The following is a 15,503-nucleotide window of genomic DNA, read 5'->3' as shown; positions in this document are numbered from 1 at the left end:
GGTTTTAGTGGAGGGCATAACCTAGCGAGGCTTAGGTTATGCGTCTCCGAGCGCTCCTACAAGTGACCACGGGGTAGCGATGAGCAGCACCGACGCCAGCACTGATGGCGGCACGGACGGCAACACGGACGCAGGCACGGACGGCAGCGCGGGCGCCGACAGGGACGGGCGGTCCAGCCCGTCCGGCACGGACAGGCACTTCGATGTGATCGTGGTGGGGGCCAGGTGCGCGGGGGCTCCGCTGGCCACGCTGCTGGCACGGCGCGGACTAGCGGTCTGCCTCGTGGAGAAGGCCACGTTCCCCAGTGACACTCCCTCGACCCATATTTTCGAGGCCGACGCGCTGGCCTTCTTCGACGACCTCGGAGTCCTGGACGAACTGCGGGGCACGGGGGCCCCGTTGGTGGGGCTGGCCGACGCACGGATCGGCGACGTGCGGTGGCCCACGGCATGGCCGGTGCGCACGGAGGATCCGGGTGGCGTGATGTCGGTACGCCGCTTCCGGCTCGACCCCGTGCTCGCACGCGCCGCCGTGAACGCGGGCGCGACGCTGCTGACGGGCACGGCGGTGACGGGGGTGGTACGCGCCGAGGACGGCAGAGTCACGGGGGTGCGCGTCTCGACCGAGGAGAGAGAGGACGAGGGAGACGGGGGAGACGAGGGAGACGAGGGAGAGGCCGAAGCGGGAACCGCAGGAGGGGGCGGAACGGGGGCCGGGGGAAGCCAGGAGGTACTGCGGGCCCGGCTGGTGGTCGGTGCCGACGGCCGCAACTCGACGATCGCGCGGCTGTGCGGCGCCCGCGAATACCACGTGACGCCGAACCAATTCGCGCTTTTCTGGGGGTACTTCAAGGGCGCTGAGATCGGAGAGCCAACGTTCGCCTTCCACCGCTGGGCCGACCGTGTGGTGCTCGGCTGCCCCACGGACGACGGGCTCTACCAAGTGCAGGTCGGAGTGGATCCGGCACGGGTAAAAGAGTTCCGCGCCGGCCTGCCCGGCAGCCTGCTGGAGTACGCCAAAGCCAGCGAGCCGGTCGCCAGAGTTCTGGAAAATGCGCAACTGGTCGGCAAACCGGGCGGGATGACGCACTGGGAGGGCTACTTCCGCGAACCCACGGGACCGGGGTGGGCCCTGGTGGGCGACGCCGGGCACTTCAAGGACCCCACGGCCGGGCGCGGCATCGGGGACGCACTCCTCCAGGCGAACTCGCTGGCCAAAGCCATCACCGCGCATCTTCCGGCCCACGACGAAGAGGCAGGGCTGGGAACAGGGGCGGGGGCGGCGCAACGAACGCGGCTGGAAGGCGAGTTGGACCACGCACTACGGGAGTGGGGTGAGTGGCGGGACGCGGAGTTCACGGAGGCGTACTGGTTCGCCGTGGACATCGGCAGCCTCGCACCGCTGCCTGCCGTACTGCCGGAGGTGCTGCGGGAAATGCGCGCCCGGGGCACCGCCAACCAGCTCTTCGAAATGGTCAACCACAGGGCCAACCCCTCCGACATCCTGACGGGCCCCCGGATACTCCGCGCGGTCGGCCGCCTGCTGCGGCACGGCAAGTTCGGCGTACTACGGGAGGTGGCAGCACTCGGAGCCAGGGAACGCACGCGACGAGCCCTCACCCGACGCCCCGCATACCGCACGTCGCGACACACCCAGATACGCCCCCCACACAGCGCCCCACGGGAGACACCCCTCGCGGAGGGAAGGAGAGGCTGACAGAACGGTCGCCCCACCCCGCGCACCCGAGGGCGCCTGGCGCTGTACAGGTCCGCACGCCATGTGCCGGGATGCCCGGCCGCCAGGTGTGGTGGAAACCCGGGCGACCAGGTGCTGAGAGGTTCCCGGCCGGCCTTACGTGCCTGGATGTCCCGGCGCCAGGTGCTGTTGGCGTCCCAACGCGGGTGGCGCAGTGGCCCGGTGCAGGTGCCCGTGTCTCCACAGACGGTTCGGGGGTGGTCCGGCGTGCCGGGACACGGTGTTGGCCCACCTCGCCGATGCGACGGTGCTGACAACGGCGTACTCCAGCATGTGAGAGGCCGCCGGGGTGCTGTGCCGGGTGTGTGAAGGTCTCTGCGTGGCAGGTTCTGGACATGGCTGACGACTCGCTGGTGGCCCGGGTGCGTGGCTTGTGGGAGCAGTTGGCGGCTGGGCCGGTGTCCTTCCCGGCGAACGGTGGTGTGGCGATTGCCGCTTCGCCTGATTCGCGGCTGTGTCCGCCCTCATTTGCGGGAGTGGTGAGGGTGGGCGATGCGGCGATTGTCACGGCACCGGACGATGACCAAGCCGACTTGCTCCGCGAGGTGTTGGAGCACGCGCGGGTCGACTCGCTCGTGTGCATCAGCGGCCTCGGGGCGATGCTGCCGGTGAACGAGGTGCTCGGCCCGGCGGCGCTGGGCTATGTCTCAAGGGACGAGTTCCGCCCCGCCCGCAATGGTGCCGCGATCATGTGCCGTGCCCCGGGGCAGGGGGACGTGCGGGTGTTGGTGGAGTCGGTGGGGCCGGACGATGCGGACGAGAGCGGTATCGAGGAGATCAGTTCCCCGGTGTTCGTGGTCTGCGAAGGCTCGGAGGTCCTGGCTGCGGCCGGTTACCACATGTGGCCTGCGTCGACCGCGCACCTGTGTGTTCTGACCGCACCTCAGCAACGCGGGCGCGGTCTGGCGCGGCAGGTGGCCTCCGCAGCGGTGTCCCACGCGCTCGACGCTGATCTGCTGGTCCAGTGGAGGGCACGGTCCGCGGCCTCCCGACGCGTGGCAGCCGCACTCGGCTTCCGGGAACTGGGCGACCAGCTGAGCGTCCGACTGGGCGAGTGAGAGAAGCTACTGCGGGCCGGCGACCACCCGTGACAGCCGGGAGTTGGCCTTGTGTCGGCTGCCTGGGGACGCAGACCGGATGCCTTCCGCTGCGCAGCACCACCGGAGGTGGCCCCTCGAACCGCTGGCCAGCCGTCCACCGCGCGCGCCATCAACGTCCCCACACCACAGACCCAGCGAACAGCCCGCCGCCCCTCTCACCTCAACCGCCGTCGCCGTACTGGTGCAGGTCCGACGGGTCAGTGAGCGGCTCCGGAATTCGCGCCTCGTCGAAGGTATTCGTCAGGGCCGCCAGTTCACCTGTCACTCCTGCACGTTGAATTGACACGTGCCTCTTTCCTCGCACACGCCCCTGGAGTGCGCTGAAGGAGCATTCCTGATGGTCCAGAAAAAAAGCACTTGCACAGCTCTATGCTGACGGGTAGTCAAAAGCTGTATATTCTCAACTCATTCGGGTGATGTCATATGTCAGCCGAATAGGGAAGATCTCCCAATTGGGGAGCGGGCGCGTCTTGTTCGGGCTGCACGCACGGAACGACGCGGTTGCGGCCCATGAGCAGGGATACGGCCCGCCGGGACTTGAGAGGAAGCCTCATGCCTGACATTGATCTCGGACTGGCGTCGGACTGGAAAGAGGGAGAAACCCACGGCCGCATCCAGTTGCGGCAGAACCAGATCTACCCGACTTCCCCCAAGAAGGACGTGCTCATCAGCTCGCCGGTGAGCATTGAGCTGGCCGTGAACACGAACTGTTCCACCTCTCAGGAGGCGGACAAGATCTACTTCACGACCCACCACGGCCGGACGAAGAAGATCATCGCGGTGCTCGACTCCGACGGCAACCTGCACATCGCCGGTCGCCTGATCACCGAGCAAAAGGACCTCGGCTACTAAGGACAGTCCGGCATGTCAGGTGCGGGGTCAGAGACGTACGGCGGCAGCGGCCAGGGTGCCGGGCGGCGTACTCCCCCTGGCAATGGGCGCGGCCTCTCGCCGGCGGCCCCTTCGCACGGTTGATCAGCCGCTCGGATTCGCTCTCGTCGGTACAGTGCGGTTCATAAGCCGGTAGCCGGTGGGCCTGCCTCCGTTGATGCCACAGTGATGGCGGTGGGCCTGCTGGGAACGGCGTGCGGTGACGGTGTGATGGGGGGCTGCCGGCGCCGAAGGCAACGGCAATCGGCCCGCTTGTCGTGCCCCGTGGCCAGCGCACGGAAGTGCTGGAGAGCGTCGTCGGTGCGCTCGACTTCGTTGCGGCGGCGCTTGTACTTCAGCCCCGTCGAAGCCGCCGGGTCTGCCGCCCGTGCGCTACGAGGCTTTTGGTGACACCGGGCGGGGCCGGCGGCACGAGCGCACCCTTCCGGGTCGGGTGGGCACGCCGTGCCGCCCTGGTCCTCGGTGGCGGGCGACCGGTCGCTCCGCTACCGCTCGTCGCGCTCGGCGGACCGTTGGGTGATCTCGGTCCTGATCGTCTCGCGCAGCTCGTCCGAGGTGAAGCCGAGGTTGCGCAGGACCTGCGCGGCTCGGCTCTCCTCGACGCGGATCAGGCCCAGCAGCGCGTGTTCTGTGCCGACCCAGTCGTGATCGAGGTCGACCGACGCGCGGCGCGCCTGCTCGATGGCCTCCTTGCTCTCCGGCCGGAATGCGATGTGGCCCCGCAGCGCCTTCTCCCCGGCGGGCGGCATCACTTCTTCGATTGCGTCGCGGACGCGTTGCTCAGACTCGGCTTTCGCGATCAGCACCTCGTATGCCAGGCCCTGCGGTTCACCGAGCAGGCCGAGCAGGAGGTGTTCGGTGCCGATGGAGTCGTGCTTGTGCGTTCGGGCGGCTTCCTGTGCCAGCACGATGCTGTGCCGGTTCAGGTTGGTGTACCGCTGGAAGGGGCCGGGTGCATGGCGTTGCTGGGCGGCCTGCTTGGACACCCCGATGGCGTCGCCGATCTCGGTCCACGAGGCGCCTGTCTGCTTGGCCTTGCTGACGTAGTGGTCGATGAGCTGGTCACCGAGGTCGGAAAGGGTCTGGGCGCGCAGTCGCGCCTCGCTGATGCGGGCCAGTTGGTCGGTGTTGGGGAGTTCCTCGTCGAGGCGGGCGATCAGGTCGGCGAGGCTGATGTCTAGTGGACTCATGCGTCAAGCGTAAGTTGACGATCGAGAGTCGTCAACAGCTAATTGACGCTTGGCTTGCGTCCGGGCCTGCTCCCCCGTTCCGTGCGAGGGTCCGGTGCGCCCGGGCTCGATCGCGACCTGATCGCGGCCTGATCGCGAACCGCTGGTTCGCCTCGGAACCGCCTTTCGGGGCCGAGGAGTTGGGAACCGGGGCAGGGGCGCCGGCTTTGCTGTGCGGGATGCGTCAGTGTGCCGCGAGAGGGTACTCGGCGCCCATGAGTGACAAGGCGATCTATCCGAGGGCGGGCGATCCCCGTGGCACGGCCTCGGCGGGAGACCTGTCCGAGCCGATGGCACGCGTCGTCCGGGACGAACTCAAGGTGGTCCGGGAGGAGTTGCGCGCGGAGGTGCGCGAGGAACTGCGCGCCGAAGTGCGTGAGCAGACCCGCAGCCGCGCGGTGAAGATGAACGCGGGTGCCGCTACCGCCTCCCTCTACGGGGGTGGCGCACTCGCCCTCACCGTCGGGTTGCTGCTGGCGCTGGTGATGCCGGGCTGGGCCGCGTTCCTCATCGTCGCGGCCGGGCTCTTCGGCCTGGCGCTGGCCTTCCGGAGTGCGGCGCACAGCCGGAGGTATCCGGAGCCGGCAGCGGCTCCCGCGACCCCGGCCGCCCCGGCCGCCGGCGCGATGCCGCCTCCGGCTCCGACCGGCCCTGCCGGTCTCGGTACGGAGCCCCGGGCAGGTACCGCACCGGGGGCCACCAGCACTCCCGGGGCCGACGAAGCGCCCGTGCCCCCGGCACCGAGCAGTCCGCCCATCGCGACACCGGATCCCCACGCCCCACACCATCGGGCCTGACGGACCCCGGCCGACCGACGTTCCCCGACCAACCGACCGCTCGCAGCAAACCACCCAACCCGACGCCCGGCACGCGCCCCCCAGCCCGTGCCGGGCGTCGCCCTCCCCTTCGTACGAGCGCGGCCCCCGCCCCTCCCCTTCGTACAGTCGCGGCCCGCTCCCCACGGGGAGGAGCGGGCCGCTTGCGTTCGCGTGGTCAGGTCCACGCGCTGCACTTCACCACTTTGTTGCTGCTGTTGACGGTGCAGGCCCGCACCTTGAGGTCCTTGACGTTCACTCCGGCCTTGGAATGCGCGCTGCTGGACTTGGAGTCCCCGTTGCCCCCCTCGGCCTTGCCGAAGATGCGGGTGGTCCATTCCCAGGTGGAACCGTTCTCCCAGTTGTAGCCCACCTCCATGCGCACGCCGTAGCCGTCGGCGGCGCGGTCCCACACGGTGCCGGAGAGGCTCACTTTGTAGCCCTCCCACTCCACACCGACCGAGGCGACGGCCCCGAGGGCGGCGTCCGTATCGGCGACGCGGCCGTTGGCGTACGGGACGTACCCGTTGTCCCAGTGGTCGGGGCGTTCCGCGGCCGACGCCGGGGAGGCGACCAGGCCGAGGCAGAGCGCCGCACCGAAGGCGGCGCCGGTGAACGTCTTGGCTAAGCGGGTCTTCACAGATCTTCCCTTTCGGCAAGGGTCCGAGGGGTCCGGACCGGTCAGGAAACCTAGATGTCGGTGAGCCGAGCCTTGTAGATCCGCTTTTCCCCCTGTCCGGAGAGCCGGGGAGCCGTGACGGTCTGGGCCTTCCACATGAAGTTGACCTTGTCGGTGCCGTACTTGTTGTCCGGATCGAGCGCAGGGGAGGCGGTCCAGACACCGCGGCCCGAACGGTCCCGGGAGAAGGACTTCACCAGCCCCAGACGGTGGAACCACTCCACCCGCGGGGTTCCCCCGGACTTGTTGATCTTGAACATGAATTCGCTGCCTGTCGCCCACAGGAACTGGGTGTCCACCGGGTCGGGCTGAAGGTCATGGCCGTTTTCGAACTTCCACTCCTGGCCTTCGTCCGTCAGGCGGGTGAACGCTTTGAGCTTGGTGGTCTCCCGATGCCCGGAAATCCGGTACCCCACAAGCTTGTTGCCTCCGTAGATCCAGACAACATCGCTCCGGTTCTGGTCCCTGACGACGCCGTGCGCCTGCCGGAACGGCTTTTGGCTGTCGGGGACCTTCTGGAACGAACTCGGGCCCTCCTTGGTGGGGGCCGTGTACAGCTCGAAGACACCCCCGGTCTTCTCCTCCGCGGGGTCAGTGGGCAGACCCCGTGTGCCCACCACGACGACGACGTCCGCCGCCTGGAGGTACTCCAGGGAGTGCGGGAAGATCGTGAGTCCCCGGGTCCAGCCGAGCGCTGCCGAGTCGCTCTTGCGGTGGATCGTCACGCGTCCGTCGCTCGGTGTTCCTCCGCAGACCATGAAGACGGACTCACCGCTGTTGAGCTGCCGGAACTTGCACTCCAACGGGGCCCAAGCGTCGGCGCCACTGCCGGTCGAGAACGTCGACCTCGGGGCTCCGAAAAAGCTCTGTTTCTGTGCGTCTGTGGTGATGTCTCCGGTGTGGTGGTTTTCGATCACGTTGTTGTTCGCGTCCAGCAGCGCCAGCATGAAGCCAGAGGCCTGGGCTGCCCGCCGCTCGCCTCCGGCACCGTACGCCGGCGCGGCCAGCGCGCCGAACGGGACGGCCGCGGCGCCGGCCGCGAGCGAACCTCGCAGTAACTGCCGTCTGTCCAAGCTCATGGGTTCCTCTCTGAACGGTGCGTTGGCCATGTCGCCGCGTTCCGCCCTCACAGCCGGTCCGTGAGCGGCGGCGTACGAGGAGGCGGACGTGGCAGGGGGCGCCCCCCAATCGCCCTCGTTCGGGGCCGGATTCCGGCCACGTACCGTTCCGGTGAGCGTTCCGGGATGTCTCAGTGGGCGGGTATACGCGCGTCTCTTCGTACGGGCGCCGGTCGGGCCGCTTCGGGTTGGCCCTGGCCGCTTCGGCGCCTGTCAGGGACAGAGGCTATGCGGCGGGGGCCGAGCCGTCGTCCCACCCTTGGTTGACTCCCGTAACGCCGAAGTCTGACGTTCCGTCTGGCCCCACCGCGGTACGGACTCCGCTTGTAGAACCCCAGGGGTATGGATGCTTGGTGCTCCGTGACGGGAAAGGAGCCGACGCGCCCGGGGGCCCGGGCGCGAGAGCGCATCCCGTGAAAGTGCCGCTCAGGACCCGCTCTTCAGCCCTTCCAGCGCGGGCGTGCCGTCGTCCGGCGTGTCCTCGCACACGCCGCCCGAAGCGGCGCCGGAGGAAGCGTCGGTGGCGGAGGAGGCGTCGGTGGCCGCGTTCGGGTCGGTCGTGGCGGTGTTCAGGAGGTGGGCGCTTTCGTCGCATCCGCGGTCCTGTTCGGGTGCGACGCGGAAGAGGTAGCCGGCCGCGAGGAGGCTGACGAGGCAGACGCCGGCGAGGTAGAGGGTGATGCCGGTGGAGGATCCCGTGGAGCTGAGGAGCGCCGAGGAGATCATCGGTGCGAAGCCGCCGCCCGCGATGGCGCCGAGCTGGGCGATGAGCGAGGAGCCGGAGTAGCGCACGGCGGGCGGGAACAGGTCGGCCATGATGCTGCCCTGGAGGCAGTGGGTGATCGGCACGATGAGGCCCATACCGGCGAACGCGACCCAGACGGCGCCCGCGCTGCCCGTGTTCAGGAGCGGGAAGTAGGCCAGGCACCACAGCAGCAGGGCGGCGGAGCCCGCGAGGAACATGCGCTTGCGGCCGTGGTTGTCGGCGAAGCGGGTCCATAGCGGGATGGTGGCGAACCACAGCAGGGCCGCCCCGGTCACGGCGAGCATCATGAACGTACTGCCGAAGTCGAGCCGTTCGGTGCCGTAGGAGAGGCTGAAGACCATGAAGACGTAGGCGACGGCGGAGTTGGCCGCGACGGCGAGCACGGTCGCGAAGAGCGCGGTGGGGCGCTCGCGCAGCGCTTCCTTGAGGGGGAAGCGGACGACCTGCCGCTGTTCCTTGACGTCGGTGAACGAGGGTGACTCGGTCACGCGCAGCCGGATGACCAGGCCGACGGCGATCAGCAGGAAGCTGAGCAGGAACGGGATGCGCCAGCCCCAGCTGTGGAAGGCGTCCCCCGGCATGAGCTTCATGGTGGCCAGGAAGACGATGTTGGCGAGAACGAGTCCTGCCGGGTTGCCCATCATGGGGAAGCCGCCGTAGCGGTTGCGCTTGCCGCCCGGCGCGTGCTCGACGGACATGAGGACGGCGCCCGCGCCCTCACCGCCCAGGCCGATCCCCTGCAGGACGCGCATCAGTACGAGCAGGATCGGTGCCCAGATGCCGATGGTGGCGTAGTTCGGGATGAGGCCGATGAGGGTCGAGCCGCCACCCATCAGCAGCAGGGAGACGACGAGGGCCTTCTTGCGGCCTATCCGGTCGCCGAAGTGGCCGAAGACGAGGCCGCCGATGGGCCGGGCGAGAAAGCCGACCGCGAGGGTGCTGAAGGCGGCGAGGGTGCCCATCGCGGGGTTGAGGTCGGGAAAGAACTGCTTGTTGAAGATGAGGGCCGCCGCGGTCCCGTAAAGAAAGAAGTCGTACCACTCCAGAGTGGTGCCGGCGAGCGTAGCCGTGGCGATCGTGCGCGCACTGGGTGGATTCCGTCTTTCGGGCATGGCGGGACCTACCAGACATTGGGGTCGAGGGATGTGAGCAGTGTGGTGCTCACGCGACGTAGGCCACAAATACGAATACGGTCCCCCGCCATACCCAAGTGGCTATACCGTCCCGAAAGCCGGCCGGGAAATTGGTATTCGAGCGGGCACGGTCGCAAAGCGGCATACAGGCCCCGGCCCGCGAGGAACGTCGCGCCCGACACGGGCGCCGGGAACTGCGCGACCAGCCGCCAACGCGGGTCGCAGCCCGATCCGCCCAGGCATGGGCACCATGGCCACGGGTCGCTACGGGGCCACAGCGATACACGGACACAGCGATACACGGACACGGGGCCACGCGGACACGGGGCCACGCGGCCACGCGGACACGGGGCCACGCGGACACGGGACCCCGGGGCCGCGAGGGAGCGGGGCCACAGAGACCAGGGGTATGCGTCAGCCGGTGTAGTGCCGGGCCTGCTCCTCCAGGTGCCGCAGCAGCAGGCGCGCTGAGGGCGTCAGGGGGCGCTGGTCGGGCAGGGTCACGCCGATCTCCTGGTGCACGCCCTCCAACTCGACGGGCAGCGGCTCGACTCCGGCATCGGTGGCCGCGGCGTGCTCGGGCAGCGCGGCGATCATGTCCGTGTCGCGTACGAGCGCGCACACGGTGAGGATCGAGGTGCACTCCACGAGGTTCGTGGGGGTCTCCAGGCCCTGCGCCCGGAACGCGCCGGTCAGTTCGCGGCGCAGCGCCGTCTGCTCCAGGGGCAGCACCCACGGGTGGTCGAGCAGGTCGGCGAGCGTGGGTGCTGCCAGGTCGCGTACGGGGTGTTCCGGCCGGGCGACCAGCCGTACGCGTTCGGCGCACAGCCCGATCTGCCGCAGTCCCGGCTGGTCCTGGATGGGGTTGAGCCGGCCGACGATGAGGTCGATCTCGCCGTCCATGACGCGAGGCACATGGAAATCGAAGGTGGCCTCGCGAACGACGACGGTGATGCCGGGCCTGTCACGCTTGAGCGCGGCGATGGCCCGGGGCAGCAGCATGCCGGACCCGGCGAGCAGGGTCCCTACGGTGACCGTGCCGACATCGGCGTCGGCGAGCCCTGTGATGCGCTCCCCCGCCCTGCGCAGCTCGGCGAGTACGGAGCGCGCGTGCTCGATGAACGCCTCACCGAAGACGGTGGGGGTCACGCCGCGCGAGCTGCGGGTGAACAGTTCGACGCCGAGGATGCCTTCGACCTCGCGGAGGCTTCGGGTCACGGCGGGCTGGGCGAGGTGCAGATGTTCGGAGGCGCGCAGCACGCTGCCGTGGTCCGCGATGGCGGCGACCAGTACCAGGTGCCGCAGCTTCAGCCGCCCGTTGAGCAGGTCCATCGTGGCCTCACTTCCCTGTGCGCCGGGCTGTCGCCCGAGGCGTCGCGCGGGGTGTCACGCCGGGGCGGTCCCGGTGCTGTCCGCTCGCCCTCCACCTATACCTGAGCCGTTATAGCACGGCGTGTGAAGAGTATTGGACAGTAATAACTGACCGGGTGGATGCTCCTCAAGAGGCGAGCGAAAGGGGCAGCACCCGAGATGAAACCGGCGCACTACGTAGGCGGCGCGTTCCTGGCGCCCACGGGAGGGACCGAGAGCGCGGAGACCTTCCCGCTGACCAGCCCGGTCGACGGCAAGGAACGCGGGCAGGTCCCCGAGGCGACCCGCGAGACGGTGGACGCCGCCGTGGCCGCGGCACGTTCCGCGCTGCGCGGCCCCTGGGGCTCGGCGAGTCCCGAGGAGCGCGCCGCGACGCTGCGGGCCGTGGCGGAGGGGATCGAGGCGCGCTTCGAGGAGTTCGTCGACGCGGAGGTCGCGGACACCGGCAAGCCGCGCGAGCTGGCCTCGACCGTGGACATCCCCCGCGCCGCGGGGAACTTCCGCGCGTACGCCGACCTGCTGTACGGCCGCGCAGGTGACTCGTACACCACGGCCGTACCCGGCTGGAGCGGCGGCAAGGGCCAGGCGCTCAACTACACGGTGCGGCGCCCGCTCGGCGTGGTCGCCGTGATCTCGCCGTGGAACCTGCCGCTGCTGCTGCTCACCTGGAAGGTGGCCCCGGCGCTCGCGGCGGGGAACGCGGTCGTCGCCAAGCCGTCCGAGGAGACCCCGTCGACGGCGACGCTGCTGGCCGAGGTCATGCACGACGCGGGGGTGCCGGAGGGCGCCTTCAATCTGGTGCACGGGCACGGCGCTGGCGGTGCGGGCGAGTTCCTGTCCTCGCACCCCGGGGTGGACGCCATCGCGTTCACCGGGGCCACCTCGACGGGCTCGGCCATCATGCGCGGTGCGGCGGACCACATCACGCCGGTCTCCTTCGAACTGGGCGGCAAGAACCCGGCGCTGGTCTTCGCCGACGCCGATCTGGAGGCGGCCATGGAGGGCACCGTCCGCTCCGCCTTCACGCACTCCGGCCAGATCTGCCTGTGCACCGAGCGGGTCTATGTCGAACGTTCCGTCTTCGACCGGTTCGTCGAGGGCCTGGGCGCACGCGCACGCAAGCTGTCCGGATACGGCCCGATGATCTCGGCAGAGCACCGGGACAAGGTCCTCTCGTACTACCGCTTGGCCAAGGACGAGGGCGCAACCGTCGTCGCGGGCGGCGGTGTGCCCGCCTTCGGTGACGAGCGGGACGGCGGCTTCTACGTCGAGCCGACCGTGCTCACCGGACTCCCGCACGACGCGCGCCCCGTCCGTGAGGAGATCTTCGGGCCTGTCTGCCATGTCGCGCCGTTCGACACGGAGGAAGAGGCCGTCGCGCTGGCCAACGACAGCAGGTACGGGCTGGCGGCCACCGTGTGGACCAGCGATCTGTCGCGGGCCCACCGCGTCGCACCGCGCGTGGAGACCGGCATCGTGTGGGTCAACTGCTGGAACCTGCGCGACCTGCGCACACCGTTCGGCGGCGTCAAGGCGTCCGGCATCGGCAGGGAGGGCGGGGAGCACTCCCTGGACTTCTTCTCCGAACCGGTCAACATCTGCGTGAACATTGGAGAGTGACTGCGTGTCAGCGAACCAGGCCGCACCCGGCGGCACAGCGTCCGACGGCACCCCCGCTGCCGGGGACGGGGGCTCCGGAAACGGGGTGCCCGGGGAGACCGCCTCAATGGATGCCTCAGCGGAGGCCCCAGCGGAAGCGGTCTCCGGCGCGGCCGAGCGGCTGTCGGCCGCGTACGCCTCGGGCACGCCGTGCGAACCCGTCCGCGATCTGCTCGGTACGGACGTGGCCGCCGCCTACGCGGTGCAGGACCGGCTCACCACCGCGCGCCTCGCTGACGGTGCCCGGATCACCGGACGCAAGATCGGCATCACGAACCCCGCCGTGCAGGCGCAGTTCGGTATCGACACCCCGGACTTCGGAACGCTCTTCGCCGACATGGCCGTGCCCGACGGCGCCGAGATCCCGTTCGGCTCCGTGTGCCAGCCGCGCGCCGAGGCGGAGGTCGCACTCGTACTGGACGCCGACCTCACGCACGAGCGGCACACCGTCGCCGACCTGATACGGGCGACGGCGTTCATATTGCCCGCGATCGAGATCGTCGGCAGCCGGGTCCGTGACTGGGACATCACGCTCACCGACACCGTCGCCGACAACGCCTCGGCCGGCAGCTACGTGCTGGGCAACAGGCCCGTACCGCTGGGTGACGTGGATCTGCGGCTGGCCGGAATGGTGATGGAGCGGCGCGGCGAGCAGGTCTCCTCCGGCGCAGGCGCCGCCTGCCTGGGCCATCCGCTGCACGCCGCGCTGTGGCTCGCCGACACCCTCGTGCGGCTCGGCCACCCGCTGCGCGCGGGCGACACCGTGCTGACCGGTGCGCTGGGCCCCGTCGTACCGGTCAAGCCGGGAGACGTACTGGAGGCACGCGTCGACGGACTCGGCGACGTGCGGGTGGCGTTCGCGCCGGAACCCTCGGAGGGAGACAAGTGACCGCCACAGCAAAGCCGTTGCCGCAGGAGCAAAGGCAGAAACAGGGACAGGAGCACGGGCAGGAGCAGGAGCAGGGGCACGGCGACCTCGATGTGCGGATCGCGGCGCTCGCGGCGACGCTGGACGAGGCCGCGCTCACGGGCCGTACGGTCCCCAAGCTGACGGACTCCACCGAGCTGGACGTGCCCGGCGCCTACCGGGTGCAGCGTGCCCTCATCGACCGCAGGGTCGCGCGGGGCGAGCGGCTCAGCGGCTTCAAGATGGGCTTCACCAGCCGCGCCAAGATGGCCCAGATGGGCGTCGAGGACGTCATCCGGGGCCTGCTGACCGATGCGATGGCGGTGGAGGACGGCGGCGTCCTGGACGTGTCAGGGCTCGCTCATCCCCGTATCGAGCCGGAGATCGCCTTCCTCATCGGCGAGCCGCTGACCGGCCGGGTCTCCCCCACCGGAGCGGCGCGCGCCGTCGCCGGTGTCGCGGTGGCCTACGAGGTACTGGACTCGCGCTACGACGGGTTCTCCTTCACCCTCCCCGACGTGATCGCGGACAACGCCTCGGCCGCCGCCTTCGGGTTCGGCGACTGGCTGCCCTTCGACGGGCTCGACGTCTCCACACGGGGCATGGTCCTGGAGATCAACGGCCGTACGGCAGCGGTCGGTTCGTCCGCCGCGATCCTCGGGGACCCGGTGCGCTCGCTGATCGCCGCCGCACGCCTCGCCGAGGAGGCGGGGCTGCCGCTCCAGCCCGGCCAGGTGGTGCTCGCGGGCGCGGCCACGGCTGCGGTACCGCTGCCGAGCGGCGCACACGCACGGGTGACGGCCGCCGGACTCGGCCGGGTCGAGGTGACGACCCGATGAGCGGCGGCGCCCAGGAGAACCGGATCGACCGGAACGACGGGGACAGCCGGAACGACCGGAACGACCGGACGAGCGGCAACTCCGCCGGCCCAGGCGTGGGCGCCCATGCCGAGGGCGCCCATGCCCAGGGCGCCCACGCCGAGGGTGCTCACGCCGAGGGCGGGGCGCTGCTGGTCGCCGGGAAGGCGAAGCCGCGGGGGAAGTTCCCGCACGTCAAGCGGGCCGGTGACTTCGTCTATGTTTCGGGCACCAGTTCACGCCGCCCGGACGGCACCTTCGTCGGCGCAGAGGCCGACGCGATGGGCACCACCAGCCTCGACATCAGGGCGCAGACCCGCGCCGTCATCGAGAACATCGCCGACCTGCTGCACGCGGTGGGTGGCGGGCTCCAGGACGTCGTCAACATCTCGGCGTTCCTGGTCAACATGAACGACTTCGGCGGCTACAACGAGGTGTACGCCGAGTTCTTCGACGAGACGGGCCCCGCCCGTACGACCGTCGCCGTGCACCAGTTGCCGCATCCCCATCTGCTGATCGAGATCTCCTGCGTGGCCCACGTACCGCGTGACACGCAGGGCTCGCAGGACTCACAGAAGGAACATGCGCGATGAACCTCCCCCGGATGACCAACGGACAGCCCTTCAACTTCGGCCGGTGGATCGAAGAGCACCGCGAGCTGCTCAAGCCGCCTGTGGGCAACATCCAGCTGTGGGAGGAGGCCGGGCTGATGGTCACCATCGTCGGTGGCCCCAACCAGCGCACCGACTTCCACGACGACCCGATCGAGGAGTTCTTCTACCAGGTCAGCGGCAACATGGTGCTGCGCGTCATGGAGGAGGAGGGCAAGCCTCCCGTCGATGTGCAGATCAACGAGGGCGATGTCTTCCTGCTGCCCCCGCACGTACGGCACTCGCCGCAGCGGCCAGAGCCGGGCAGCATCGGCATGGTCGTGGAGTACGCGCGTGCGATCGGCCAGCGTGACGGCGTCGAGTGGTACTGCACCGACTGCCACCACCTCGTGCACCGCTCCGAGCTCCAGCTGGAGTCGATCGTGCGCGATCTGCCGCCCGTCTTCGAGCAGTTCTACGGCGGCGACCGCAAGTGCCCGCACTGCGGAGCAACCCACCCCGGCCGGGAGTGGCCCGAGGCGATGCGCCCGGTGACCAAGCCCCGGTCCGTCTGAACCAGGGCCCCGGGCCGTACCGCACCCGGCCCGGGGCCCGACCCCGACTTCCCGTAC

Annotated in this window: 14 protein-coding genes and 1 pseudogene; 9 read left to right on the top strand and 6 right to left on the bottom strand. The window is 69.7% G+C overall.

What is annotated here, in order from left to right; all coding sequences use genetic code 11:
• Positions 1-79 precede the first annotated feature (79 nt).
• The 3 genes from NMN56_RS03360 (at position 80) to NMN56_RS03350 (ending at position 3,708) form a co-directional block, all read left to right on the top strand.
• A complete protein-coding gene (locus NMN56_RS03360; protein ID WP_274042216.1) occupies positions 80-1,717 on the top strand; it encodes an NAD(P)/FAD-dependent oxidoreductase in 1,638 nt (545 codons plus the stop codon).
• 374 nt (positions 1,718-2,091) lie between these two features.
• Entirely contained in the window at positions 2,092-2,814 is a 723-nt protein-coding gene (locus NMN56_RS03355) for a GNAT family N-acetyltransferase (protein WP_274042215.1), read from the top strand.
• 594 nt (positions 2,815-3,408) lie between these two features.
• Positions 3,409-3,708: a DUF6342 family protein gene (locus NMN56_RS03350; RefSeq protein ID WP_274042213.1), complete on the top strand. Its 300-nt coding sequence runs from the start codon at positions 3,409-3,411 to the stop codon at positions 3,706-3,708.
• A gap of 284 nt (positions 3,709-3,992) precedes the next feature.
• On the opposite strand, the pseudogene NMN56_RS03345 reads toward NMN56_RS03350, so the two are convergent.
• Positions 3,993-4,113 (bottom strand): annotated as a pseudogene (locus tag NMN56_RS03345) (IS5/IS1182 family transposase); the annotation flags it as partial.
• Between the two features lie 119 nt (positions 4,114-4,232).
• Positions 4,233-4,937: a Clp protease N-terminal domain-containing protein gene (locus NMN56_RS03340; RefSeq protein WP_274042212.1), complete on the bottom strand. Its 705-nt coding sequence runs from the start codon at positions 4,935-4,937 to the stop codon at positions 4,233-4,235.
• 254 nt (positions 4,938-5,191) lie between these two features.
• On the opposite strand from NMN56_RS03340, the gene NMN56_RS03335 reads away from it, so the two are divergent.
• Positions 5,192-5,773: a phage holin family protein gene (locus NMN56_RS03335; protein WP_274042211.1), complete on the top strand. Its 582-nt coding sequence runs from the start codon at positions 5,192-5,194 to the stop codon at positions 5,771-5,773.
• A gap of 196 nt (positions 5,774-5,969) precedes the next feature.
• Here NMN56_RS03335 and NMN56_RS03330 read toward each other — a convergent pair whose 3' ends face one another.
• From NMN56_RS03330 to NMN56_RS03315, 4 genes are all read right to left on the bottom strand, one after another.
• The gene (locus tag NMN56_RS03330; protein ID WP_274042210.1) at positions 5,970-6,431 is read right to left on the bottom strand and encodes a hypothetical protein; all 462 of its coding nucleotides are present in this window, start codon (positions 6,429-6,431) and stop codon (positions 5,970-5,972) included.
• A gap of 50 nt (positions 6,432-6,481) precedes the next feature.
• Positions 6,482-7,549, bottom strand: a complete 1,068-nt coding sequence (locus NMN56_RS03325; protein ID WP_280842726.1) for a hypothetical protein — start codon at positions 7,547-7,549, stop codon at positions 6,482-6,484.
• A 465-nt stretch (positions 7,550-8,014) separates the two neighbouring features.
• The gene (locus tag NMN56_RS03320) at positions 8,015-9,466 is read right to left on the bottom strand and encodes an MFS transporter (protein WP_274042208.1); all 1,452 of its coding nucleotides are present in this window, start codon (positions 9,464-9,466) and stop codon (positions 8,015-8,017) included.
• Between the two features lie 435 nt (positions 9,467-9,901).
• A complete protein-coding gene (locus NMN56_RS03315) occupies positions 9,902-10,819 on the bottom strand; it encodes a LysR substrate-binding domain-containing protein (RefSeq protein ID WP_274042207.1) in 918 nt (305 codons plus the stop codon).
• A gap of 198 nt (positions 10,820-11,017) precedes the next feature.
• Between NMN56_RS03315 and NMN56_RS03310 the strand changes: the two genes are divergently transcribed.
• From NMN56_RS03310 to NMN56_RS03290, 5 genes are all read left to right on the top strand, one after another.
• Complete coding sequence (locus tag NMN56_RS03310; RefSeq protein ID WP_274042206.1) at positions 11,018-12,478, top strand: 2-hydroxymuconic semialdehyde dehydrogenase; 1,461 nt, start codon at positions 11,018-11,020, stop codon at positions 12,476-12,478.
• Between the two features lie 106 nt (positions 12,479-12,584).
• Complete coding sequence (locus NMN56_RS03305) at positions 12,585-13,406, top strand: 2-keto-4-pentenoate hydratase (protein ID WP_274042296.1); 822 nt, start codon at positions 12,585-12,587, stop codon at positions 13,404-13,406.
• Positions 13,403-14,263 carry a 2-keto-4-pentenoate hydratase gene (locus tag NMN56_RS03300; RefSeq protein WP_274042205.1) on the top strand — a complete coding sequence of 287 codons (861 nt, stop codon included), beginning with the start codon at positions 13,403-13,405 and terminating at the stop codon, positions 14,261-14,263. The genes NMN56_RS03305 and NMN56_RS03300 overlap by 4 nt, the downstream gene beginning before the upstream one ends.
• A gap of 167 nt (positions 14,264-14,430) precedes the next feature.
• A complete protein-coding gene (locus NMN56_RS03295) occupies positions 14,431-14,874 on the top strand; it encodes a RidA family protein (protein ID WP_274042295.1) in 444 nt (147 codons plus the stop codon).
• Complete coding sequence (locus NMN56_RS03290; RefSeq protein ID WP_274042204.1) at positions 14,871-15,446, top strand: 3-hydroxyanthranilate 3,4-dioxygenase; 576 nt, start codon at positions 14,871-14,873, stop codon at positions 15,444-15,446. The genes NMN56_RS03295 and NMN56_RS03290 overlap by 4 nt, the downstream gene beginning before the upstream one ends.
• Positions 15,447-15,503: the final 57 nt, after the last annotated feature.

This window comes from Streptomyces iconiensis, assembly GCF_028657195.3.
Lineage (GTDB): Bacteria > Actinomycetota > Actinomycetes > Streptomycetales > Streptomycetaceae > Streptomyces > Streptomyces iconiensis.
Note: the sequence above shows the minus strand (reverse complement) of the source record. Positions and strands in the feature narration are given on the sequence as shown.

Bases quoted from the DNA above. Each gene is read 5' to 3' on its own strand.
- NMN56_RS03290 (WP_274042204.1), top strand. From the start codon at position 14,871: ATGAACCTCCCCCGGATGACCAACGGACAGCCCTTCAACTTCGGCCGG.
- NMN56_RS03335 (WP_274042211.1), top strand. From the start codon at position 5,192: ATGAGTGACAAGGCGATCTATCCGAGGGCGGGCGATCCCCGTGGCACG.
- NMN56_RS03355 (WP_274042215.1), top strand. From the start codon at position 2,092: ATGGCTGACGACTCGCTGGTGGCCCGGGTGCGTGGCTTGTGGGAGCAG.
- NMN56_RS03350 (WP_274042213.1), top strand. From the start codon at position 3,409: ATGCCTGACATTGATCTCGGACTGGCGTCGGACTGGAAAGAGGGAGAA.
- NMN56_RS03340 (WP_274042212.1), bottom strand. From the start codon at position 4,937: ATGAGTCCACTAGACATCAGCCTCGCCGACCTGATCGCCCGCCTCGAC.
- NMN56_RS03325 (WP_280842726.1), bottom strand. From the start codon at position 7,549: ATGAGCTTGGACAGACGGCAGTTACTGCGAGGTTCGCTCGCGGCCGGC.
- NMN56_RS03305 (WP_274042296.1), top strand. From the start codon at position 12,585: ATGGATGCCTCAGCGGAGGCCCCAGCGGAAGCGGTCTCCGGCGCGGCC.
- NMN56_RS03320 (WP_274042208.1), bottom strand. From the start codon at position 9,466: ATGCCCGAAAGACGGAATCCACCCAGTGCGCGCACGATCGCCACGGCT.
- NMN56_RS03315 (WP_274042207.1), bottom strand. From the start codon at position 10,819: ATGGACCTGCTCAACGGGCGGCTGAAGCTGCGGCACCTGGTACTGGTC.
- NMN56_RS03310 (WP_274042206.1), top strand. From the start codon at position 11,018: ATGAAACCGGCGCACTACGTAGGCGGCGCGTTCCTGGCGCCCACGGGA.
- NMN56_RS03360 (WP_274042216.1), top strand. From the start codon at position 80: ATGAGCAGCACCGACGCCAGCACTGATGGCGGCACGGACGGCAACACG.